26 protein-coding genes are annotated in these 21113 nt (G+C 44.8%); 4 read left to right on the top strand and 22 right to left on the bottom strand.

Annotation, left to right across the window (positions count from 1 at the left end):
• Window positions 1–50: 50 nt before the first annotated feature.
• Window positions 51–530: a disulfide bond formation protein B gene (locus AOC29_RS02590; RefSeq protein ID WP_215296495.1), complete on the bottom strand. Its 480-nt coding sequence runs from the start codon at window positions 528–530 to the stop codon at window positions 51–53.
• A 172-nt stretch (window positions 531–702) separates the two neighbouring features.
• Between AOC29_RS02590 and AOC29_RS02585 the strand changes: the two genes are divergently transcribed.
• A complete protein-coding gene (locus tag AOC29_RS02585) occupies window positions 703–1479 on the top strand; it encodes a ferredoxin--NADP reductase (RefSeq protein ID WP_215296494.1) in 777 nt (258 codons plus the stop codon).
• Here the strand turns inward: AOC29_RS02585 and AOC29_RS02580 are convergent, their stop codons facing one another.
• From AOC29_RS02580 to AOC29_RS02545, 8 genes are all read right to left on the bottom strand, one after another.
• Window positions 1480–2016 carry a c-type cytochrome gene (locus AOC29_RS02580; RefSeq protein WP_215296493.1) on the bottom strand — a complete coding sequence of 179 codons (537 nt, stop codon included), beginning with the start codon at window positions 2014–2016 and terminating at the stop codon, window positions 1480–1482.
• Window positions 2006–3265, bottom strand: coding sequence for a sulfite dehydrogenase (gene soxC, locus AOC29_RS02575; protein ID WP_215296492.1), 1260 nt, complete (start codon window positions 3263–3265; stop codon window positions 2006–2008). Before soxC ends, AOC29_RS02580 begins: the two co-directional genes overlap by 11 nt.
• 89 nt (window positions 3266–3354) lie before the next feature.
• Window positions 3355–4347 carry a YeiH family protein gene (locus AOC29_RS02570; RefSeq protein ID WP_215296491.1) on the bottom strand — a complete coding sequence of 331 codons (993 nt, stop codon included), beginning with the start codon at window positions 4345–4347 and terminating at the stop codon, window positions 3355–3357.
• Window positions 4348–4353: 6 nt separating this feature from the next.
• Window positions 4354–5073 (bottom strand): GntR family transcriptional regulator, encoded by a 720-nt coding sequence (locus tag AOC29_RS02565; protein WP_215296490.1) that lies wholly within the window; start codon window positions 5071–5073, stop codon window positions 4354–4356.
• 10 nt (window positions 5074–5083) lie between these two features.
• On the bottom strand, window positions 5084–6256 hold the full coding sequence (locus tag AOC29_RS02560) for a UxaA family hydrolase (protein WP_216860804.1): 1173 nt from the start codon (window positions 6254–6256) through the stop codon (window positions 5084–5086).
• Between the two features lie 41 nt (window positions 6257–6297).
• Window positions 6298–6579, bottom strand: coding sequence for a flagellar biosynthesis protein FlgA (locus tag AOC29_RS02555; protein WP_215367250.1), 282 nt, complete (start codon window positions 6577–6579; stop codon window positions 6298–6300).
• Window positions 6580–6612: 33 nt separating this feature from the next.
• Window positions 6613–7620, bottom strand: coding sequence for an Ldh family oxidoreductase (locus AOC29_RS02550; protein ID WP_215296489.1), 1008 nt, complete (start codon window positions 7618–7620; stop codon window positions 6613–6615).
• Between the two features lies 1 nt (window position 7621).
• Entirely contained in the window at window positions 7622–8551 is a 930-nt protein-coding gene (locus tag AOC29_RS02545; protein ID WP_215296488.1) for a hydroxyacid dehydrogenase, read from the bottom strand.
• 178 nt (window positions 8552–8729) lie between these two features.
• On the opposite strand from AOC29_RS02545, the gene AOC29_RS11320 reads away from it, so the two are divergent.
• Together AOC29_RS11320 and AOC29_RS11315 are read left to right on the top strand one after the other, a co-directional pair.
• Complete coding sequence (locus AOC29_RS11320; RefSeq protein ID WP_251370048.1) at window positions 8730–9251, top strand: tripartite tricarboxylate transporter substrate binding protein; 522 nt, start codon at window positions 8730–8732, stop codon at window positions 9249–9251.
• Window positions 9166–9717, top strand: a complete 552-nt coding sequence (locus tag AOC29_RS11315; protein WP_371819546.1) for a tripartite tricarboxylate transporter substrate-binding protein — start codon at window positions 9166–9168, stop codon at window positions 9715–9717. Before AOC29_RS11320 ends, AOC29_RS11315 begins: the two co-directional genes overlap by 86 nt.
• 50 nt (window positions 9718–9767) lie before the next feature.
• On the opposite strand, the gene AOC29_RS02535 is transcribed toward AOC29_RS11315, so the two are convergent.
• The 7 genes from AOC29_RS02535 to AOC29_RS02505 are packed head-to-tail and all read right to left on the bottom strand — an operon-like array spanning window position 9768 to window position 15180.
• Window positions 9768–10484 carry a sulfite exporter TauE/SafE family protein gene (locus AOC29_RS02535; protein ID WP_215296487.1) on the bottom strand — a complete coding sequence of 239 codons (717 nt, stop codon included), beginning with the start codon at window positions 10482–10484 and terminating at the stop codon, window positions 9768–9770.
• A 35-nt stretch (window positions 10485–10519) separates the two neighbouring features.
• Complete coding sequence (locus AOC29_RS02530; RefSeq protein WP_215296486.1) at window positions 10520–12241, bottom strand: L-aspartate oxidase; 1722 nt, start codon at window positions 12239–12241, stop codon at window positions 10520–10522.
• Window positions 12238–12849 (bottom strand): fumarate hydratase C-terminal domain-containing protein, encoded by a 612-nt coding sequence (locus AOC29_RS02525; RefSeq protein ID WP_215296485.1) that lies wholly within the window; start codon window positions 12847–12849, stop codon window positions 12238–12240. Before AOC29_RS02525 ends, AOC29_RS02530 begins: the two co-directional genes overlap by 4 nt.
• Before the next feature lie 10 nt (window positions 12850–12859).
• On the bottom strand, window positions 12860–13723 hold the full coding sequence (locus tag AOC29_RS02520; protein WP_370624084.1) for a fumarate hydratase: 864 nt from the start codon (window positions 13721–13723) through the stop codon (window positions 12860–12862).
• A gap of 22 nt (window positions 13724–13745) precedes the next feature.
• On the bottom strand, window positions 13746–14105 hold the full coding sequence (gene sdhC / locus AOC29_RS02515) for a succinate dehydrogenase, cytochrome b556 subunit (protein ID WP_215296483.1): 360 nt from the start codon (window positions 14103–14105) through the stop codon (window positions 13746–13748).
• Window positions 14102–14452 carry a succinate dehydrogenase gene (locus AOC29_RS02510; RefSeq protein WP_215296482.1) on the bottom strand — a complete coding sequence of 117 codons (351 nt, stop codon included), beginning with the start codon at window positions 14450–14452 and terminating at the stop codon, window positions 14102–14104. The genes sdhC and AOC29_RS02510 overlap by 4 nt, the downstream gene beginning before the upstream one ends.
• The gene (locus AOC29_RS02505) at window positions 14449–15180 is read right to left on the bottom strand and encodes a succinate dehydrogenase/fumarate reductase iron-sulfur subunit (protein WP_215296481.1); all 732 of its coding nucleotides are present in this window, start codon (window positions 15178–15180) and stop codon (window positions 14449–14451) included. Before AOC29_RS02505 ends, AOC29_RS02510 begins: the two co-directional genes overlap by 4 nt.
• An 81-nt stretch (window positions 15181–15261) precedes the next feature.
• Between AOC29_RS02505 and AOC29_RS02500 the strand changes: the two genes are divergently transcribed.
• Window positions 15262–16155 (top strand): LysR family transcriptional regulator, encoded by an 894-nt coding sequence (locus AOC29_RS02500; RefSeq protein WP_215296480.1) that lies wholly within the window; start codon window positions 15262–15264, stop codon window positions 16153–16155.
• 143 nt (window positions 16156–16298) lie between these two features.
• On the opposite strand, the gene fdx is transcribed toward AOC29_RS02500, so the two are convergent.
• The 6 genes from fdx to AOC29_RS02470 are packed head-to-tail and all read right to left on the bottom strand — an operon-like array spanning window position 16299 to window position 21084.
• A complete protein-coding gene (fdx, locus tag AOC29_RS02495) occupies window positions 16299–16637 on the bottom strand; it encodes an ISC system 2Fe-2S type ferredoxin (protein WP_215296479.1) in 339 nt (112 codons plus the stop codon).
• A 21-nt stretch (window positions 16638–16658) separates the two neighbouring features.
• Window positions 16659–18524, bottom strand: a complete 1866-nt coding sequence (hscA, locus tag AOC29_RS02490; RefSeq protein ID WP_215296478.1) for a Fe-S protein assembly chaperone HscA — start codon at window positions 18522–18524, stop codon at window positions 16659–16661.
• 28 nt (window positions 18525–18552) lie between these two features.
• Complete coding sequence (gene hscB, locus AOC29_RS02485) at window positions 18553–19080, bottom strand: Fe-S protein assembly co-chaperone HscB (RefSeq protein WP_251370047.1); 528 nt, start codon at window positions 19078–19080, stop codon at window positions 18553–18555.
• On the bottom strand, window positions 19058–19381 hold the full coding sequence (iscA, locus tag AOC29_RS02480; protein WP_215296476.1) for an iron-sulfur cluster assembly protein IscA: 324 nt from the start codon (window positions 19379–19381) through the stop codon (window positions 19058–19060). The genes hscB and iscA overlap by 23 nt, the downstream gene beginning before the upstream one ends.
• Window positions 19382–19399: 18 nt before the next feature.
• Window positions 19400–19786 carry a Fe-S cluster assembly scaffold IscU gene (gene iscU / locus AOC29_RS02475; RefSeq protein ID WP_068322308.1) on the bottom strand — a complete coding sequence of 129 codons (387 nt, stop codon included), beginning with the start codon at window positions 19784–19786 and terminating at the stop codon, window positions 19400–19402.
• Window positions 19787–19824: 38 nt separating this feature from the next.
• A complete protein-coding gene (locus AOC29_RS02470; RefSeq protein WP_371819536.1) occupies window positions 19825–21084 on the bottom strand; it encodes an IscS subfamily cysteine desulfurase in 1260 nt (419 codons plus the stop codon).
• Between the last annotated feature and the right edge of the window lie 29 nt (window positions 21085–21113).

The following is a 21113-nucleotide window of genomic DNA, read 5'->3' as shown; positions in this document are numbered from 1 at the left end:
TTTCATACCTTAACTACTTTTAGGTATATAGAGAACCTAGTACCCAGAAATTAAGTCCTTTTTTTGAACAGTGTGACTAATAAGACCAAGAAAAGCACTGAAAACCAAAATAAAGACCATTCCGGCACCTGAAGACCAAGAATGGCTGGAAGTTTTGCACTGCATAGTCCGTCGGCCTTAAATAACCAAGGAATGTCTTTGGAAAGCTGAAACTGATTAATCCAAATTTCCAATGGGTCAATCCCACAGGATGTTTCTGGATGAGACAAAAGCCATACTTGTCGCCCAGCCACTGAAACACCATATGCCGCCGATAGAAAAGCTAGGGCATGGAAGAGCTTTCGGAATGGGGCAATACCCACAGCCAAAAAACAAAAAATGGCGATAGCCAAATAACCGACTCTTTGCAAAATGCATAAGGGGCAAGGTAAAAAGCTGATGCCTTGATAGCCGGACTGCTGCAAAATGACTGCAAAGATAACCAACCCAAGACTGAACAGGGAAATATATAAATAGCGTACTGAACTCATAAAAGGATCATAGCTTGTTAGCGGACGGGTCGCGAAAGGCCATCCTTATTACCAAAAATTGGACTGATATCACTACTTAGTCCTATTTATGCGCCAATTACCGTAAATCACACCATCAGGAATGTGATAATTACCCATTCTTTGAAACTGAGTCTTTTATTTACAAGCATTTATGGCCGCATACAACACAGAAACCGTTCTCACCGTTCACCACTGGAACGACACCCTATTTAGCTTTACTACTACTCGTAATAAAGGTCTGCGCTTTCGTAGCGGCCACTTCTTAATGATTGGTCTTGAGATTGAAGGCAAGCCACTTGTTCGCGCATACAGCGTTGCAAGCCCTAATTACGAAGAGCATTTGGAGTTCTTAAGCATTAAGGTTCAAGATGGTCCATTGACATCACGTTTACAAAAGATAAAAGTTGGTGACCCTATCTTGGTAAGTGAAAAGTCTGTTGGCACCCTGGTATTGGATGACTTAAATCCAGGTAAGTACCTCTATTTATTTAGTACAGGTACCGGCTTAGCTCCATTCATGAGTATTATTCGTGATCCAGAGACTTATGAGAAGTTTGAGAAGGTTGTTTTAATTCATGGTGTACGTCTAGTGAGCGAGCTAGCATACGGTGACTATATTAAAAATGAACTCACTCAAGACGAGTACCTTGGCGAACTCATTCGTGAGAAACTCATCTACTACCCAACTGTAACGCGTGAAGCATTCAAACATACCGGTCGCCTCACGACTGCAATTGAATCTGGCCAACTATTCAAAGATATTGGTCTGCCACCACTTGATCCTGCAGTAGATCGCGCAATGATTTGTGGCAGTCCATCCATGCTCAAAGAAACCTCAGAGATGCTTGATGCCAAAGGCTTCAAAGTCTCACCAAGTCTTGGCCAAATGGGTGACTACGTCTTCGAACGTGCATTCGTAGAGAAGTAATTAACGTTCTACTGAAATAAATCCATCTCTATTAGGCATTTTTACCAAAGGCAGCGTCTTGGCATCCATCACTTGATCTTTTGTAATGATCTTGTTGAGAAACAAAATATAAGCTGTGGCTGCATACACTTGATCATCATTTAAAGACTGGGGTGCTTGATGTGGCATGGCTCTTTTGACATAATCAAAAATAGTCGTTGAGTAAGGCCAAAAACTTCCTACTGTCTTTATGGGATTATTGGTATTTAAAGAACCTCCGCCCACAAGGCGATTGGCTGGTCCGCCTTGCCCTTGATCACCGTGACAAGATGCGCACTGTTGCTGATATAACTTTTCTCCAGCAATGGCAGTGCCTGAGCCAGGCGGCAGGCCTAGCCCACTTGGGCCAACATCTATATTCCACGCCCGAATTTGATTTTCAGAAATTGGCTTACCAAGACCTATCGGTCCGCTCGCTTGGTAACTGCTAGTACAGCCTAATAAAATACCAATCCAGGCTACGAGAAGACTTAAGTAGATGCATCTATTAGCGACCATTGGTAATCTCCCCGTTAGCAGCAACACGCCATGGTTGTATAGCGTTATTGTGATAGAAAGTGTTCACACTCTTGGCTTTAATCACACCATCCATTGTGGGTTGCATTTCACCACTTGAATCGACCGCCCGACTCATCAATGTTGCTGGTGCTCCATCCCACATCCAAGGAAAACGAAAGCGCACCAAAGATTTGTCCATCACCGGCTCCTGCAGCACTGCCTCACCCCATGATTTGCCACCATCCGTTGATACCTCAACCCGTCGAATCTTGCCATTACCAGACCAAGCAAAACCAGAGATTTCATAAAAGCCTTTAGATTTAAGCTTCATCATCCCTGAAGGCTGCGTAATAACAGATTTGACCTCCATGGCGAAAGTAAATTGCAGCGCCTTACCATCAGATCGCAGGTCGGTATAAGCAGAGGTTTCTTCGCGTGTTTGCCAAGGCTCAGTACCCAACTTAATTCTTCGTAGCCACTTAATACTCATATTGCCCTCATACCCAGGCAAAAATAATCGCAAAGGATAACCTTGCTCAGCCCGTAACATCTCACCATTTTGGGCATAGACTAATAAAGCATCATCCATCATCTTATTCATTGGAATACTACGAGTCATCGCAGCACCATCAGCACCCTCCGCTAAAGCCCACTTAGCTCCAGGCTGAATGCCGCATTCTTGCAAAATGGTTGATAAGCGAACGCCAGTCCACTCGCAACAAGAAACTAAGCCATGAATTTGCTGTACCGTTTGATTACTGGCTTTTTTGAGCTCAGCAGCACTATTGCCAGAACATTCTAAAAAATAAATCCTCGATTCAGAAGGAAAGCGAACGATATCGTCCATCGTAAAGACCATCGGACGATCTACCATTCCATGAATCACCAATTTATGTAGATCCGGATTGATATCAGGAACTCCTGCATGATGGCGCTCAAAGACAAGGCCATTTGGAGTAATGATCCCGTGTAAGCTCTGTAAAGGAGTTCTTGAGCCCGTGAGAAATGTTGGCGCTGGCGAAGGAAGAAGTCGCACAACATTCTTCTCATATTTTGAAGGCAAACCATAAGGCGGATTTACAAAAGTTGACCCCTGAGTTTTGGTCCAAGGATCAATCTCCAAGAAACTGCCTTCTGTGGTTTGAGCAAGAGCAGAATGGGTGCTCATTGCACTACCCACACTAGCTCCCGCAATGACTGATGATTTTAAAAAGTGTCGACGCTTAGAAAATTCATCCTTCTTAGACATGAATACTTTGCCTCCCTGATAGGTGCTGATGAGCTTATATTTTTTAAAGCATACCGCCAAAATACTCAGAGTTGCTATAACTTTTAACCCTAGGTTGCATACAAAATAAAGATGAGCCCAAAGGCAGCAATAAAGAGAGTTTCAACCACCAACATCAGTACAGGCTGCCAACCTAGCTGAGCCAGTTCTTGGAAATTGGTTTTTAATCCCGCTGCAGCAATAGCAATCACCAACATCCAACGTGATAAAGCACCAATTTGATGAGTAATCGAAGTTGGCAAAATTTGCATTGAGGCCACAATAGATAGTGCAACAAAACCCAATAAAAATGTGGGAATTAATCGTAAGCTACCCCACCCTAAATTATTGGTGGCTTTCTGCGCACCAAAGAAAATTGAGATCACCAAAACCACAGGGAGCAGTAGAGCCACTCTAAATAACTTAACCACAGTAGCCACGTCCCCCGCCTCAGGACCAAACAGCATCCCTGCAGCAACTACTTGAGCCACATCATGAATGGTGGCGCCAATAAAAATTCCTGCTGAAAGAGCGCCAATATCGAGCATCTGTAATGCAAAAGGATATGTCACCATCGCAATCGTTGATAACACCGTCACACCAACAACAACCAGTAAAGTAAATTGCTCGTTTTCTTTTGATTTGGGCAGCACTGAAGCAACTGCAAGGGCAGCAGAGGCACCACAAATTCCAACTGATCCACCGGCTATCAATCCAAAATCTGGAGATAGCTTTAAAAACTTGGCAAGCAAAAAGCCGAGATAAACCGTTGATGCAACAGCCAGAATTACCATGAAGCCAGTATTCATGCCAATCGCACTAATATCTGCAAAGGTAATTCGGATTCCCAAAAATGCTACACCTAAGCGTAGTACAGTCTTTGCGCAAAAGTCTATGCCTGGTTTTACCGCCTCATTTAGATACAGAAAATGGAGCGAAAGACCCAACAACAAAGCATACAAAAGTTGAGGCCCACCATAATTTTCAGAAAGAAAGCTAGTGGACATAGCTATTACCAAACAGATTAATATCCCCGGTAAATTACGCTTACTAGTGCTGTACATGCAGGGCTATACCACTAACTCACTAAAGTATTCATGTTGACTGGTGTTCAGTGTTGAGACTCGCCATTCCAAGGGCTCGTCCTGAATCCCAAGTGCAACCCTTCTAATCATCAGGACTGGTGCATCCGGCTTTAAGCCGAGCCATTCTGCATGCTGCTTACTGGCAAGGCCTGCCCTTAAACGCTCACTACTGCGGACTACGGTTTGCCCGTATTTCATTTGATATAACTGATAGATGCTACCTTCGCGATTTATGTAATCGGTTCGTGTGAGCTTTTGAAAGCGCTTTTTATCTAGTGTAATCTGATCAATCATCACACATTTATCGTCTAGATAAAGGCAATTCACGAGACGCCATACATCTGCACCTTCTTTAATCTGGAGCTTACTAGCCTCTTCCTTGTTTGCAACAGCGCTGATCAAAGAAATCAAATCAACCCTTGGGTTAACCTTTTTGTCGGCATCATGTTTTACAACATGAAAAAAGTAATAGAGCAAACGCTTGAGATCATGCTCAGCAACATAGGTGCCCCTGCCTTGGCGACGAACCACAATACCTTCAGCAACTAACTCGTCTACTGCTTTGCGCAGGGTTCCTATAGATACGTCTAATTCTTTTGATAAATCCTTTTCGGCAGGCAAAGCCTGCCCCATCGGATAACGACCCCTGACCAGATCATCGGTGATCTTTTGCTTTACTTCTTGATAAGCGGTCAGGGATTTCATGCTTTAAGACTTACGCTGATTCGTATAAACGAGTTAATACGAACTCACGGTGACCAAGAATTTCAGAAGCAGTCAATTCGCCATCAGCAGTGCGCAGGAGGCACTCTAATAACTTATCACCAGCTTGATCCATATTCTCTTCGCGACGTAAAAGTCCAGACACATCAACGTCAATGTGCTCACCCATGGTACGAACTGTTTTTGGATTAGCGCAAATCTTGATGACTGGAAGAATCGCATTACCGATCACATTACCCTGTCCTGTTGGGAAGAAGTGAGCAGCAAATCCAGCAGCAGCACATAAGGTCACCATCTCAGCAGCAGCTGAAGAGGAATCCATGAAGTGCAAGCCTGGGATCTTAGGCTCTTCACCCTTATCCAAAACGCTATCGACGATACATTTCTTACCGATTTTCTGAATATTGCCTAAGGCTTTTTCTTCAATCGTAGTTAAACCACCGGCAATATTGCCTTTCGTTGGCTGTGAGTCAGACAAGTCGCTTGTCTTATGGCGCTCAATCACATCCTGATAGCGATCAAACATTTCACGGAACTTTTTCTTCACTTCTGGTGTGCGGCAACGCGCTTCTACTAAATGCTCGCCACCTGTTAACTCAGTCGTTTCACCAAATACGAGAGTAGAGCCAATACCATAGAGTTTGTCAAAAGCATCGCCTACTGTTGGATTTGCGCCGCAACCAGAGGTGGTATCAGACTCACCACATTTAGTAGATACCCATAGTTCAGATAAAGGTGCCTTAACCCGTTGCTGCTTTGAGGCATGTTTCATCATCTTGTAAGCAGCTTTGCTGGCTGAAGCGATCGTGGCGATATCGCCATTACCTTCAATCCAGAAACCCTCTACTGGCTTACCAGAAGCCTTGATGCCATCAACCACAACTTTAGTCCACTGCGGCTCAATACCAATAACCACTACAGCAGCTACGTTTGGATTACAGCCAGTTCCAATCAAGGTACGGAAGTGTAGATCTAAGTCGGCGCCAAATTGCAAACGACCGTATGAGTGAGGAATTGCCTGAGTTCCTTTAATGTTATTTGCCACAGCTTCGCAAGCTGCATTGGACAAATCATCTAAAGGCAGAATTAATACGTGATTACGAACTCCCATGCGGCCATTTTCACGGCGGTAACCCATGAAGCTCGCGTCTTTCAAATTAATCATCTTGTTTTCTTTCTCAATGAATGGGTGAATAAGAGCCTGGATTACCAGCGCTTCGTTTTTACGTTTTGGACATGGAGGTGTTCACCTTTTTTAATGGGAGCAACAACCTTGCCGATGTCTACGCCATACTTCATCACCGTATCGCCGGGCTTAAATTCATTTAATGAAATTTTGTGGCCAATGGGAATGTCGCTCTCAGACTTCATATTGAGCGTTAAATCTCCATCCATCACCCAGCCAATCAAATCATCTCCAGCTTTTACGCCTTCCACTACCACCACACCTACGCCATCTCCTGGCTCATGCACGACAAAATGGATCATGATCTTCTCCTCTTTAATCCTGTTAATTGACTACTAACTCCATGACTGACTGATGCCAGTCTGAATTTCTTCTATAACCACATCAGAAACGTTGACGCCTTCTTGAAAGCCTGAGGCACGCTGTTTAAAACGTCTTTGTCCAGGAACGCGGGTTCCGGAATCAGATGCCAAGGTTTTTAAGAACTCTTGCATCTTGCTTGCAAACATTTGGCTGCCCGCCAATCCAGGGTCAATCGTTAATAACAGTTGTCCTATACGCGGACGATTTCCCTTGGCATCAAAAAAAGAATCCGCTTCATAGGAGAAACGACTTCCCGATAAGCCAACAACCAACAATTCAACGATCAAGGCAAGCAAAGCGCCCTTATCACCGCCAAGTGGAACCATCAATCCTTTGAGACCCTCGTTAGGGTCAGTAGTTGTTTTGCCTTCAGCAGTTAATGCCCATCCCTCTGGAATAGACTCGCCCTTTTTTGCTGCAACCAGCAACTTACCTCTAGCGACAGCAGAGAGTGACATATCAATCACCATCGGATCACGATTAGCAACCGGAAATGCTGCGGCTAGCGGGTTGGTGCCAAATAAGGCCTTGCTACCACCAACCATCGGCATGGCTGCTGGCGTATTGCCAAACAATAAAGAGATGTAACCGGCGCGCGCTGCCGCTTCAGCAAAGTGTCCAGCAACTCCAAAGTGATGGCTATTGGTAACTGCGACCAGGCCAACGCCTGTCTTAGATGCGAGATTCACAGATAAATCCGTAGCAAAGCGCAATGCTGGAAATGCCAACCCATCACAAGCATCAACTAATGCAGCAGATGTTTTAAATGGACGCACTTTAATTTTTGGCGACAATTCAATCCGACCATTTTTAGCATGGCCTGCATATTGAGATACCCGTGCCAATCCATGAGAAGCCAATCCATCGAGCTCAGCAAGTGCTAAAAATTGAGCGGTTTCATGAGCCGCTTTCTGACCAATGCCTGCTGCTTGCAAACCAGATGATGCTAAATCAACCATCTTTTGATAGGATAAATTCATCTTAAGCTCCTAGAAACCGATTCACTTCATCGGCGATCATTTGACTAACGCGCTCATTGCTTTCATGCGTCACTCCTGCAACGTGCGGAGTCAGAATGAGATTCTCAATGCCCGCAAAGTGACTCAAATCTTTGGCTGGCTCACTCTCAAACACATCAATAGCTGCACCGCCTAAACGTACAGAGCGCAAGCGCTCTGCCAGCGCCCTCTCATCGACGATGCCACCACGAGCTGTATTAATCAGACAAGCACCAGGCTTCATTTGATCAAGTGTGGCAGCATTAAATAGATTCTTTGTTTCTGGAAGAAATGGGAGGTGCAAAGTCAGCGCGTCGCTTTTTCCAAGTAAATCACTTAACGAAAGTAATGGCACTGAAAATCCATCAAGCTCCACAGAGCTGCCAGACAGCATTGGGTCATAAGCCAGGCACTGCAAACCAAAAGCACGCGCTTTTTTTGCTACTACTCTACCGATACTGCCAAAACCAACAATGCCAATGGTCTTGCCCAAAAATTCATGGTATGCAGAGAAACGTGGGCGAGGCCATTCACCCTTTACGCTGGAAATCGTTGCAGGAATAAATCCCCTAGTCAAAGCAACTGCAGCACCAACGACATACTCAGCAACAGACTCAGCATTTGCACCTGTAGCAGGGATGACTTTGATATTGCGTTTAGCGCAAGCAGGCAATTCAATATTTTCAAGCCCAACCCCAAGTCGACCTACCACCTTTAATTTGGGAGCCCCGGCCAAGATCTCTTCATTAACTTGTGTAAGGTTCCTAACAATAAGACCCTCAATACTTTGCAAAGCAGCAATCAAAGCTGGGCGGTTCTTATATAACTCTGGCTCATAGGCTACTTCATGCTGAGAACGCAGGGTTTCTAGGGCTTGACTTGTGATGAACTCGGAGATCAAAATAGATGACATATCTAGATCATATAGATGATTTAGATATCCTGCAATACCCTAATGATTGGACTAAACAATCGCTGAGGGCGACACTAGTAATACATAAGCTTATAACTAATAAATAGAGGTAGTACGAATTTTTAGATACAAATGCAGATAAGATATTTGGATCAAATGACCATCGGAGAAAGTAAGCATGATTAAGCAACACATCAGCAAGCTAGGAAAGAAAATTGCATTGATTGCGGGAGCTTTGCTATTTATTGCATCACCAATTACAAATGCCCAAAACTGGCCAACTAAGCCAATCAAACTCATCATTCCATTTGCCGCGGGCGGTACTACTGATATTTTGGGACGCCTTTTAGCGCAACAACTATCTAAAGATTTAGGACAAAACGTTGTTGTTGAAAACAAGCCTGGTGCTGGCGGTAATATCGCTGCTGAGTTTGTAGCGCAATCCTCTGCCGATGGTTACACCATCATGCTCGCCTCTGGAAGTATGCTCACTGTCAATCCCAATCTCTATAAAAAATTACCCGTCAATTACGCCAAGGACTTTGTATACATTACCAATGTAGCAACTGGACCGATGCTTTTATCTGTAAGTAATAAGATTCCTGTAAAAAAATATCGCCGAGTTTATTGCTTATGCAAAAACAAAAGATTTAAACTTTGGCTCAGCTGGCATTGGAAGTCAGGTGCATATGGCAGCTGAGAACTTCACTTATTCGGCAAATATTCCGGCAACCCATGTTCCCTATAAAGGTGAATCTGCAGCAATCAATGATTTAGTAGCAGGTCAAATTGACTTTATGGTGGGCAACCTCACCGCAGCGACAGGTTTTGCTAAAGCCGGTCAAATAAAACCGTTAGCAGTGACCAGCTTAAAACGCTCCAAACAATTGCCTGATGTTCCTACTGTTGCTGAGTCAGGCATTCCTGGTTTTGAATCGACTGGCTGGTTTGGACTCGTTGCTCCAGCAAATACACCCAAGGTCATCACCGATAAAATTTATGCAGCAACGGTTAAGGCTGTGAACTCTGAGGCATTACGAGCCAGCTTAGATTTAAATGGACTCACTGCGGTAGTCAATAATCAAAAAGAATTTGAATCTCAGGTCAAAGCAGAATCAGTTGTTTGGGAAAAAGTGATTAAAGGTAGGAATATTAGCGCTCAGTAAAGCGCTGTATCAACCTAAAAGCGAAGATAAAGTCTTCGCTTTTTTTATTATTAGAGTTGACGAATGAGCAGCATCGTTCCAGCAAAAAACAGAATCGATCCATAGGCTACTCTCATTGCTGCATTACTTAACTTTGCATGAACATGGGTTCCTAGCCAAATCCCCAGAAAGGTTGCTGGCATAAGGCAGACTGCTAATCCAATGACCGGCCAACTCAGAATCAATCCAGTAACCAACATCAAAGTCAAACGCAAAAGGGTCAACATCAATATTGCAAATGCCATCGTGGCACGCAATGCCCTGGGGTCATTGATTCGCAAGCCTAGATAGGAGACATAGATCGGCCCTCCAGTGGCAAACAAGGCAGTGAAGGTGCCTCCAAAAAAACCAAATGGTGCAGCCCACCACTTATTAATAGGCTCGCGCATTTCTGAATTTCTTTGCCACAGTACACGAGCACCATTGAGAGCAGCAAAACAACCCAAAATAATTAGTAGTGGCTCACTTGGCGCTTTGATCAGCAACACAATTCCCAAAATCATTCCGAGTAGGGTGAATGGAAAGAGCCATTTAATCTCTTTGAGATTAGCGTCTTGAGAAGACTTTCTACCGACGTATAAAGACCCGCAAATATCAATAATGACCATCATGGGGACTACTGATTTCAACGGATACATCTGGACTAGTAATGGCACTGAAATGATTGATGAGCCAAATCCTGAAATACCAAATATAAAGTAGGCACCAAAAATAATTAAGGTTGCCAATCCAAAATGGATAGGATCTACTAAATCAAAAATGATTAAGCCTCAACCAAGATGGTTTTCCCAGGCTGAATCATCGTAAATTGCACTGGACGATTTTCAATCTTCAACTCTTGGTTCTTAAAGTAGGTGGCCGTGTAATACGAGTCTTCAAGCGATCCTGGCTCAGGAAAATCCTCACGATAGTGAGCGCCCCGTGAATTTTCTCGAGCAATCGCTGCTTCAGTTACTGACTGGCTTACTAGAATGAGGTTTTGTAAATTCATCCAGTCTTGCCAAGTATTGCTATATTCCCGCTGAATATCGCCGACACCCATTTGCTTCAATTGTGAAGCCAACTCTTTTAAGGTTTGACTTGCACGCATTAAACTTTCTCGATTTCTTGAGATGCCTACGTCATCCCACATACACTCTGCTAGAGCATCTCGAATGAATTCAATATCGCCAGATGTCTTTTTCAAGGGCGCTTCATGCTCCTTGATACTCGCCATCACTTCATCTATATTGCATTCACTTAACTGCTGAGAAGCAACCCATTGAGCCATTGATTCTCCTGCGATACCACCGAACACAGTTGAATTAGCCACCCCATTACCGCCTAAGCGATTGGCACCATGTACACCACCCGTATCTTCACCTGCCGCAAAAAGTCCCGGTAGATCTGTGCTGCAATCTTTATTAAAAACTAAACCACCCATCATGTAGTGCGCGGTTGGTACAACCTCAACTAAATTATTTGCAAGATCAAAACCGCTATCAGCACAACGCTCAACCATACCTTTAAATAGTTTGCGGACATTCTCTGGGCCTAAATGGCTCATATGAATATAAACCCCGCCATTGGGAGTTGCACGCCCAGCGCGAATTTCTGAATTGATCGATCGAGAAACAATATCTCGCGTAGCTCTTTCATTACGAGCATCATAGTTACCCATAAAGCGCTCGTTATTGCCATTGAGCAGATAACCACCAGCCCCTCGGAGACCCTCTTCTAGAACAGTTCCCGTCATCCGGGTTCCAGGGCCAGCCAATAATCCTGTTGGATGAAATTGCACCATCTCCATATCACGTAAAGTGAGCCCCGCACGCAATGCCATCGCTAAACCATCACAACTCTTATCCCCAGATGGAGTATGGTATTTGTACATAGTTGGACCACCACCAGTAGCTAGCAAGACAGCCTTGGCGCGCACCAGTACAAATTGACCCGTCTGCATGTTGAGCATCAAGACACCTGCAAGGGATTTACCGTCCTTGCTGTGAATTAACTCAATTGCGCGATGCTCTTCAAGACGATTAATTCCTCTTGCCCAGACCTGCTCAGCCAAGCGATTGATAATCTCAATACCAGTTAAGTCACCCTTATGAACAGTTCGGTCAAAGGTTTGACCTGCGAATGCTTTTTGATGAACCGTACCATCAGGATTGCGATCAAAAAAGCAGCCCAGCTCATTTTCTAATTCATGGATGCGTTCAACTGCTTTACTCACTAATGTCCAAGCTAGATCTTGATCAGAGAGCCATTTACCACCCTCAATCGTATCCATGAAGTGGCGCTCAACCGAGTCCCCCTCAGCCAATGCCACGTTATAACCACCTTGCACCATCCGCGTACAACCAGATTTGCCCAACAATCCTTTTACTGCGATCGTGATATTTAAATTGGGATTAGCTTGATGAGCATGTAAGGCAGCAAAGAGGCCGGCACCCCCGGATCCTAAAATCAGAATATCGGTATCAATGGTTGGAATTGCGCTCATGAAGTGATTCCAAGACTTTTCAGTACCGCTGCTTTTTTGCTGGCAACATCGCTCTTCACTTCTTGATAAATACTGCCACCATGACTATCCATTGCAACGAGTAATGGACCAAAATCTTTAATCTTGAAGCGCCATAAAGACTCTGGATTGAGATCATCCATATCCACATCTTCAATCTGCTCGATCCAGGTTGTTTCAAGTGCTGCAGTGCCACCAATAATGGCAAGATATACGCCACCTAGATCGCTAAAGGCCTGAGCAGATCCTTCGCGCATACCTCCTTTACCTACAATCATGCGCACACCATTCTGTGTCATCAAAGGTCGTGTGAAACGCTCCATACGATCTGAAGTGGTTGTACCAATACAAATAGGCTCATATCCTGCAGGGAACTCTGCACTCACTGGTACTTTACGAACATTCGGTGCTGTATGAATGACAGCATGCCCATTTAAATCAAAACGCGTCTTACGATCATGATCAAACATATGAATTTGGGTTGCATCGCGAATGCCAAACAATGTATTTTGCAAAGTCACAGTATCGTTAATGCGAAGCTTGCGGATATCTGCTTCGCTAACAGGCGTTGCAAGGTTGTAATGTGCCATCAGTCTTTTCCTAGAATCCGTAGGTCACGCCTGTAGGCGTAAAGGTCGCACGTGCTCTACGAGCTGAGTGACATTGCATATTGACTGCTACGGGATTCAAAGTAATGTGGGTATGAGCCAACTCAACCTGGACCGCAAAAGCGGTACCATCGCCACCGAGCCCCTGTGGGCCAATCCCAAGTTGATTCACAGCAGCACTGAGCTCTTTTTCTAACTTGGCACCCTCTTCATCGCTACAAACACTACCCAACTCACGAGTTGCTGCCCGCTTTGCCATAGCTACACATTGATCAGATGTGCCGCCAACACCAACACCCACAATCGTTGGTGGGCAAGTCTTACCGCCAGCAGAGACAACACTATCAATCACAAACGCTTTAACACCATTGATACCATCTGCAGGTATTGCCATCTTTAAAAAGGAATTATTCTCTGAACCGCTTCCCTTAGGTACCATTTCAATTTCAACTGACTCTGCTTGATCAAAAAAATCAATATGAATGGCCGGCATATCAATGCCACAAGAGGTGTGATTATTTTTTCTGGTAATAGGATGTACTACTGAAGATCGCAGAGGGTACTCTTTGGTGGCACGTTCACAACCCTTTCGAATGGCCGCCTTTAAGGCCATGCCATCAAATTGCACATTACTACCAATCTTGACGTTATAGATCGGCAGGCCTGTGTCCTGGCAAAGCAAATTATCTTCGCGCTCTGCTACCGAGATATTGGTAATCATGGTCTTTAACACCACCTGAGCACGGGCATCCGTCTCCGCCTTATCCAATCGATCAATACCAGCCTTAATGTCATCGGGCAACACTTTGAGTGCTCGAATATAAAGCTCTTTACAAGCCTCTTCTACTAAATTCATTTGTAATTGCATATCAACCTAATCAATTAGCAAAATATAAAAATAAGAGTCCACAAGCGATAGCGAACAAGATAGATAGCTGAATCCAGCCCTTACGCAATCCATTCCACGGTCCAAACTCAATCATTAACAGGCGTACCCCACCAGCCAAATGAATAGCTAGCAAAATAACGAGGGCCCACTCTCCAAATTTAAATATCCAGATATCCGTCAGGGCAAGAGATTGCTCAAAGCCTTGAGCGCCCCGCAAAGATTGGGACAGCATCAGAAAGTGCAGCGGAATAAAGCATGCCAACAACAAGCCAGAGAAACGATGGCAAGCATAGGCGAAATAAGATAGGTGACTTTTAGCGCGGTAATCCAATCTTGGTCTAAAACTCATATCTGACCACCTGTAAAAACACCCACAACAGCAGTAGTACCAAGAATCAAAATCATTAGAGCCAAAATCCAAGATAAAGGCCGAGCTATTCCAGTCTTTGGAAAAGTCTCTTGCAAAATATTCGCTAAACCAATTGGCGCATGCACAAAACAGGCAAGGACAAATACTTCATAAAAAATGGCAAACAATACATTGCCCTGAGTACGGCCTAATATCTCTTGCGCACTTAAACCACCCCTAATGGCGTAAAAAATGATCAGTAAATGTATCGCAACACAAATACCAAGTACCATGGCGCTGATTCTCTGCGCATACCAAAGCTTGGCTTGCAATACACCGGCACTCATAGCTTGCCCCACTTACTACCGCGAACGGCAGCTATAGCGACTAACTTTTTGAGTCCAGCAATGCTTGCGGTTGGCTCTATCGCCTTAGGACAACGCTCCGTACAAGATCCTTGCGAGTGACATGCGTGGCAACCTGCATCCCCTGCGACAGCACGCATACGCTCTAGCTGCTGAACATCTCTTACGTCGTTTGTTAAGGTCCATGCACGGTTTAGTGCGGCAGGCCCGAGGTAGTTAGGTCTAGACTCAACCACCTCACAAGAGGCATAACAAACACCGCAACCAATGCACTCAATCCCGGCATTGGCTAACTGGCGCTCTTCAGAATTTGGCTCAATTTTTGCAAAGTCATCGTGGCGAGTTTGATTGCCCTTAAAAAAACCAACCGCACCCTTCCACTTGTTAAAAAACTCGCGCATGTCTGTGGCGAGATCTTTAATAACCGGTAAATTATTTAAAGGAGCAATTTCTAGTGAATCGCCCTGAAGAATCTGAGATACGTGGGTACGGCAAGTCCAGCGAGCCACACCATTCACAGTCATAGCACACGAACCACACATGCCAACTCGGCAAGCAAAGCGATAGCTCAAGGTAGGATCCAGTTTTCTCTGGATATAGGTAACCACGTCCAAAACAGTTTGATTGGGGTTACGAGGCACCAAGTACTCAACAAACTCCCCTTCGTGGGAGCCGCGCCATACCTTTACTTTGAGATCAGTATTTGACATGCTCCCATTATATTGATGAATAGTAAAAAATAAATCGAATTAATTTTTCTTTGAGATGAAGAAATTATTTATAATAAAATTATGTCTAGTATTAAAACCCTGAAAAACTTCTTAGCAATCACTCGCCATAAGAGTGTTGCAGCCGCCGCCCGAGAAATCGGCTTGACCGCAGCCGCAGCAGGCCAACAGCTACAGCAACTGGAAAAAGAAATTGGTCTCGAGCTCTTCGACCGCACCAAACGTTCTCTTAGCTTAAATGCGCATGGTAGATCGCTAATCGAGCCGATTCAAGAAATTGTGGCTCGCTATGAGGCTCTTGGCTCGAACCTCAAATCCGATCTCAGCGGCACTATTGTTTTGGGGGCGCTGGTATCGACTCTCATGGGTGCATTTGGAAAAACTTTAAATGAATTAAAGCAAAGTTTTCCCAGCCTTGAGGTGAAATTAATTGCTGGTCTATCGAGCGACTTTCTAGATCAAGTGTTGGATGGCACTCTTGATGCCGCAATTGTGACTGAGTCGCCATACGCATTACCGCAGAACGTGCAGTGGACTGAGTTATATAAAGAGCCCATGATCTTGATCAGCCCAGCATCTTCATCAAAACGAAAATCAAACGCCTCGCATGCAGATTCCAAGCTACCCTTCATTCGTTTTGAGCGTAATACTTGGACGGGACACCTAGTTGATCAAACGATTAAGGCTAATAAACTTTCTATACAAGAAGGCATGGAGCTCAACTCTGTGGAGGCTATCATTGAGTTAGTACGCCAAGGTCTTGGCTATTCGATCGTTCCAAAGCTGGCAAATATCTCCTGGGAAAAAGATGCGCAACTCAAAATACGTGAACTGCAAGGAAAAACCATATTTAGAAAAGTTGGTTTACTAGAACGCAAAAAACACAGCCGACAAAATGTTACTCAACTCATCAAGCAACAATTTTTATCAGGCGCCACCAAAAGGCTTAAGCCTTAAAAGAAAAGCCACCCCGAAGGATGGCTTAAAAGAAATCTATGGAGGTACTACAAAAATGAACTACAGGTTCATATTAGTCTTCTCACTTTTAGCCTTTTAACCTTGATGCATGCTTATGAGCTTACTGCACCAATTTAGTGCCGTTAATGGTTCTCTTTGGCGTGGTTGATTGAATATTTAGGTATTTCAATCACCAAGTTTTCTCTTGCAACAATGGCTTGGCAAGATAAACGGGACTGGGAGTTAAGACCCCAAGCGCGATCCAGCATATCTTCCTCATTCTCATCTGGAGGGTTGAGACTATTCAATCCCTCTTTCACAATCACGTGACAAGTCGTGCAAGCACAGACCATGTCACAGGCGTGCTCAATCGGAATGTCATTTTCAAGCAGGGCCTCACAAATCGAGGTGCCAGGGGAAACTTCAACCACTGCGCCATCTGGGCAATACTCACTATGGGGAAGAACAACTATTTGGGTCATGATGATTTCTACTTTTTTAATTTAGATCTCGGCAACATTTTTGCCGGATAAGGCTTTCTGAATACTGGCGTTCATACGCATCTGGGCAAATTCATCAGTCGCTTTGGCCGCATGATCCACTGCTTTGCGCACAATGGCACTATCAGTCTCTTCATTCAAAATCTTTTGTAGCACCGCCATCTCTTGATCAATCGCCTTTTGCTCTGCTGCATTAAGAAGATCTCGATCACTGGCTAGCGCAGTTTGTACGGCATCTAATAAACGCTGCGCATTCACCTGTTCTTCGCGCAAAGATCTAGAAAGCAAATCTTCTTGGGCTGAGGCAAATCCATCTTGCAGCATGCGGGTAATTTCTGCATCGGTTAAGCCATAAGAAGGTTTAATATCTATCGACGCTTGAACGCCAGAGCCTTGCTCAGTGGCGCTCACAGACAATAGGCCATCAGCATCCACCTGAAATGTCACCCGAATGCGAGCTGCACCTGCAGCCATGGGTGGAATACCGCGTAACTCAAAACGACCAAGGGAGCGGCAGTCTTGTACTAATTCACGTTCGCCCTGCACGACTTGGATAGCTAAGGCAGTTTGACCATCTTTGAAAGTCGTAAAATCCTGTGCTCTTGCTACTGGAATGGGTGTATTGCGAGGAATAATTTTCTCCACCAGGCCACCCATCGTTTCAATACCGAGAGAGAGCGGTATGACGTCTAATAAAAGCCACTCATCATCTTTACTCTGATTGCCTGCTAATAAATCCGCTTGCATCGCTGCACCCAGCGCTACGACTTGGTCAGGATTTAAATTGTTTAATGGCTTTGTGCCAAACAACTCACCAACCGCGCGCTGCACATTGGGCATGCGGGTTGAACCGCCTACCATCACTACACCTTTAACATCCTCAGCCTTTAAGCCGGCATCACGCAGCGCTTTTTTACATGATGTCAAAGTCTTAGCCACCAAGTTTTGAGTAATCTCAAAGAACTGTGCCTGACTAACACCCACATTGACGACCGTTCCGTCTGAGAGAGTCTCATGCACACGCGCTAGAGGGTTGTGGCTCAGCGACTCTTTGGCATGCCTACAGGCTTGAAGCAAGGTACGGTGATCATAAATCGATAAAGGGGGTAATTTAGATTGCTCAATCACCCAGCAATACAAACGATGATCAAAGTCATCACCACCCAATGCAGAGTCACCACCGGTAGAGAGTACTTCAAATACACCCCTACTCATGCGCAAAATAGAAATATCAAAAGTACCACCACCCAAGTCATAGACTGCATAGGTGCCTTCGGAGGCATTGTCTAATCCATAAGCAATCGCAGCGGCAGTTGGTTCATTGAGTAAACGCAACACTTCAATGCCCGCTAACTTCGCTGCGTCTTTCGTAGCTTGACGCTGGGCATCATCAAAATAGGCGGGTACAGTGATCACAGCTCCCACAATGTCATCGTTTACGGAGTCTTCAGCCAATTGACGTAAAAGCGCGAGGATTTCTGCAGAGACTTCAATAGGGCTTTTATCACCAGCAACGGTTCTGAGCTTGAGCATGCCTGGCTGATCCACAAAATCATAGGGAGTGCTTTCAATATGCTCTACATCATGTAAGCCACGACCCATGAAACGCTTTACCGAAACAATCGTGTTCTTTGGATCGATCACCACACTCTCAAGCGCCTCAAATCCTGCTTGGGTACGGCCATTTGGCAGATAACGAACTACCGAAGGAAGCAACTCGCGCCCTTGTTCATCCGGAAGTACTTTAGGCAACGCATCTTTCACAATAGCGACTAAAGAATTCGTAGTGCCTAAATCAATGCCGACAGCAATGCGGCGCTGATGAGGGGCAAGCGATTTACCAGGTTCGGAGATTTGTAATAAGGCCATAAGAAATAGAGAGTCGTTTACGTATGGTCTAGATCAAAGCTGCAATAGTGTCATCAAGCTCAAGCGCAAACTTATCAATGAATAACAAGCCACGTAAAAGTTCTGCGGCACGCTGATAATTTTTTGCGCCATCGATGGCTTGAGTGATTTCAGCAAGAATATCTGCCTTGGATTGCTCTACTTCAGCCATCAAGGCTTCAAGAGCGGGCAAATCTTCTGCTTGTTCATCTAGAAGCTCGCGCCATTCCATTTGCTTCATCAAGAAAGCGGCTGGCATCGCAGTATTGGTTTCTAGTTTGGCATCAACACCATGAATCTGGCACAAATACAAACCACGTTGAATAGGGTGTTTTAGTGTCTGAAGGGCGGTATTAGCAAATGTAGCCATTTGCATTGCCAGTCGCTGCTCGGTCTCACTCCCGCGAGCATGGCGATCAGGATGAACTTCCTTCTGGATTGCTAAATAAGCCTGATCTAGAGCAGGCAAATCGATCTTGAACTGCTGATGTAAACCAAAGAAGTGGAAGTAATCGTCAGACGCGGAAGGATTCGCCACAACCACACTCATCTTTTACGTTTGGATTTTGAAACTTAAATCCCTCGTTCAAACCCTCACGTACAAAATCCAATTCAGTACCATCCAAATAAGCCAAGCTCTTTGGATCAACAAATACTTTCACGCCATTGGATTCAAACACCTGATCTTCAGTAGCAGGCTCATCGACATATTCCAGCTGATAAGCTAAGCCAGAGCAACCCGTAGTGCGGACGCCCAAACGTAGGCCGCAACCTTTGCCGCGCTTCTCAAGATTGCGGTTAACGTGCTTTGCAGCTTTTTCAGTCAGGGTGATTGCCATATCTTTTTCTAATTCCGTTTATTTGGCTGGATGCTTTTCTTTGTAGTCAGCAACTGCAGCCTTAATGGCATCTTCAGCCAAGATAGAGCAGTGAATTTTCACTGGTGGTAATGCTAGCTCTTCAGCAATTAATGAGTTCTTAATCTCTAAAGCTTGATCCAAGGTCTTGCCCTTAACCCACTCGGTTACTAATGAAGATGAAGCAATCGCAGAGCCGCAGCCATAAGTCTTGAACTTGGCATCTTCGATCACGCCTTGATCGTTCACGCGAATCTGCAGCTTCATCACGTCGCCGCAAGCAGGTGCGCCAACCATACCAGTACCTACGCTATCGTCGCCCTTCTCAAAGGAGCCAACGTTACGGGGGTTTTCATAATGGTCGATGACCTTTTCACTATATGCCATGGTATTTCCTCTTTAATTTCTTTATCTAAATATTTCTTTTAGTGTGCAGCCCATTGAATCGTGCTCAAGTCGATTCCGTCTTTGTACATTTCCCATAATGGGGAGAGCTCACGCAACTTCGCAATCTTTTCTTTTACTAACTTAATGGTGAAATCTACTTCTTCTTGAGTTGTAAAACGGCCTAAGGTAAAACGAATCGAGCTATGCGCCAACTCATCGTTACGACCCAATGCACGCAATACATACGAGGGCTCTAAGGATGCAGAAGTACACGCAGAGCCAGATGAGATAGCCAAATCTTTAAGCGCCATCAACATCGACTCACCTTCAACATAGTTAAAACTAATGTTGAGGTTATGAGGAACACGATCGTCCATATCACCGTTGACATAGACTTCTTCAATATCTTTCAAGCCAGCTAATAAGCGATCACGCAACCCACGAATACGCTTATTTTCTTCGGACATCTCAATACGAGCAATGCGGAACGCCTCACCCATACCGACGATTTGATGAACGGCTAATGTGCCAGAACGCATACCGCGCTCATGACCACCGCCATGAATCTGAGCTTCAATACGAATACGGGGCTTGCGACGCACAAACAAAGCGCCGATACCCTTAGGTCCATAAGTCTTATGAGCAGAAAAACTCATCAAATCAACTTTGGTTTTCTCTAAATCAATTGCCACTTTGCCAGTCGCTTGCGCAGCATCCACATGGAAAATCACACCGCGTGCACGGCACAAATCGCCAAGGCGAGGAATGTCTTGCACTACGCCGATTTCATTATTGACATACATCACTGATGTCAAAATCGTACCCGGCTTCATGGCAGTCTCTAACTGCGCAAAATCAATCAAGCCGTTGGGCAAAACATCTAAGTAGGTCACTTCAAAACCTTCGCGCTCGAGTTCGCGACAGGTGTCTAGAGTTGCCTTATGCTCGGTCTTCACAGTGATGATGTGATTACCGCGCTCTTTATAAAAATGGGCAGCACCTTTGAGAGCTAAGTTAATACTTTCAGTAGCGCCGCTAGTAAAAACGATCTCTCTTGGATCAGCATGAACTAATTGAGCTACTTCTGAACGCGCCCACTCCACTGCTTCTTCTGCAGCCCAGCCATAGGCATGACTGCGGGAAGCCGCATTACCGAATTGCTCACGCAAATACGGCAACATCTTGTCAACCACACGAGGATCAATCGGTGTTGTGGCTGAATAGTCCATGTACACCGGAAAGTGCTTAGGACTAAACATCGGAACCGGTTGCAAAGGAAGATCTTGTGGTGCGTTCATATGGTATTTCTTGGTATGTAGGACTGCTG

The organism is Polynucleobacter sp. JS-JIR-5-A7 (genome assembly GCF_018687935.1).
GTDB lineage: Bacteria > Pseudomonadota > Gammaproteobacteria > Burkholderiales > Burkholderiaceae > Polynucleobacter.
This window is presented reverse-complemented; position numbering and strand designations above follow the sequence as displayed.

What these genes read in the sequence shown, in the direction of transcription:
- iscA (WP_215296476.1), bottom strand. Translation starts at nt 19,381, where the DNA reads ATGGCAATCACCCTGACTGAAAAAGCTGCAAAGCACGTTAACCGCAAT.
- AOC29_RS02565 (WP_215296490.1), bottom strand. Translation starts at nt 5,073, where the DNA reads ATGAAATCCCTGACCGCTTATCAAGAAGTAAAGCAAAAGATCACCGAT.
- AOC29_RS02530 (WP_215296486.1), bottom strand. Translation starts at nt 12,241, where the DNA reads ATGAGCGCAATTCCAACCATTGATACCGATATTCTGATTTTAGGATCC.
- AOC29_RS02570 (WP_215296491.1), bottom strand. Translation starts at nt 4,347, where the DNA reads ATGTACAGCACTAGTAAGCGTAATTTACCGGGGATATTAATCTGTTTG.
- AOC29_RS02550 (WP_215296489.1), bottom strand. Translation starts at nt 7,620, where the DNA reads ATGAATTTATCCTATCAAAAGATGGTTGATTTAGCATCATCTGGTTTG.
- AOC29_RS02560 (WP_216860804.1), bottom strand. Translation starts at nt 6,256, where the DNA reads ATGATTAATTTGAAAGACGCGAGCTTCATGGGTTACCGCCGTGAAAAT.
- AOC29_RS02510 (WP_215296482.1), bottom strand. Translation starts at nt 14,452, where the DNA reads ATGAGTGCCGGTGTATTGCAAGCCAAGCTTTGGTATGCGCAGAGAATC.
- AOC29_RS02525 (WP_215296485.1), bottom strand. Translation starts at nt 12,849, where the DNA reads ATGGCACATTACAACCTTGCAACGCCTGTTAGCGAAGCAGATATCCGC.
- sdhC (WP_215296483.1), bottom strand. Translation starts at nt 14,105, where the DNA reads ATGAGTTTTAGACCAAGATTGGATTACCGCGCTAAAAGTCACCTATCT.
- AOC29_RS02580 (WP_215296493.1), bottom strand. Translation starts at nt 2,016, where the DNA reads ATGGTCGCTAATAGATGCATCTACTTAAGTCTTCTCGTAGCCTGGATT.
- AOC29_RS02520 (WP_370624084.1), bottom strand. Translation starts at nt 13,723, where the DNA reads ATGAATTTAGTAGAAGAGGCTTGTAAAGAGCTTTATATTCGAGCACTC.
- AOC29_RS02585 (WP_215296494.1), top strand. Translation starts at nt 703, where the DNA reads ATGGCCGCATACAACACAGAAACCGTTCTCACCGTTCACCACTGGAAC.
- AOC29_RS11320 (WP_251370048.1), top strand. Translation starts at nt 8,730, where the DNA reads ATGATTAAGCAACACATCAGCAAGCTAGGAAAGAAAATTGCATTGATT.
- AOC29_RS02470 (WP_371819536.1), bottom strand. Translation starts at nt 21,084, where the DNA reads ATGAACGCACCACAAGATCTTCCTTTGCAACCGGTTCCGATGTTTAGT.
- fdx (WP_215296479.1), bottom strand. Translation starts at nt 16,637, where the DNA reads ATGACCCAAATAGTTGTTCTTCCCCATAGTGAGTATTGCCCAGATGGC.
- iscU (WP_068322308.1), bottom strand. Translation starts at nt 19,786, where the DNA reads ATGGCATATAGTGAAAAGGTCATCGACCATTATGAAAACCCCCGTAAC.
- AOC29_RS02500 (WP_215296480.1), top strand. Translation starts at nt 15,262, where the DNA reads ATGTCTAGTATTAAAACCCTGAAAAACTTCTTAGCAATCACTCGCCAT.
- AOC29_RS02590 (WP_215296495.1), bottom strand. Translation starts at nt 530, where the DNA reads ATGAGTTCAGTACGCTATTTATATATTTCCCTGTTCAGTCTTGGGTTG.
- hscA (WP_215296478.1), bottom strand. Translation starts at nt 18,524, where the DNA reads ATGGCCTTATTACAAATCTCCGAACCTGGTAAATCGCTTGCCCCTCAT.
- AOC29_RS02545 (WP_215296488.1), bottom strand. Translation starts at nt 8,551, where the DNA reads ATGTCATCTATTTTGATCTCCGAGTTCATCACAAGTCAAGCCCTAGAA.
- AOC29_RS02505 (WP_215296481.1), bottom strand. Translation starts at nt 15,180, where the DNA reads ATGTCAAATACTGATCTCAAAGTAAAGGTATGGCGCGGCTCCCACGAA.
- soxC (WP_215296492.1), bottom strand. Translation starts at nt 3,265, where the DNA reads ATGTCTAAGAAGGATGAATTTTCTAAGCGTCGACACTTTTTAAAATCA.
- AOC29_RS02555 (WP_215367250.1), bottom strand. Translation starts at nt 6,579, where the DNA reads ATGATCCATTTTGTCGTGCATGAGCCAGGAGATGGCGTAGGTGTGGTG.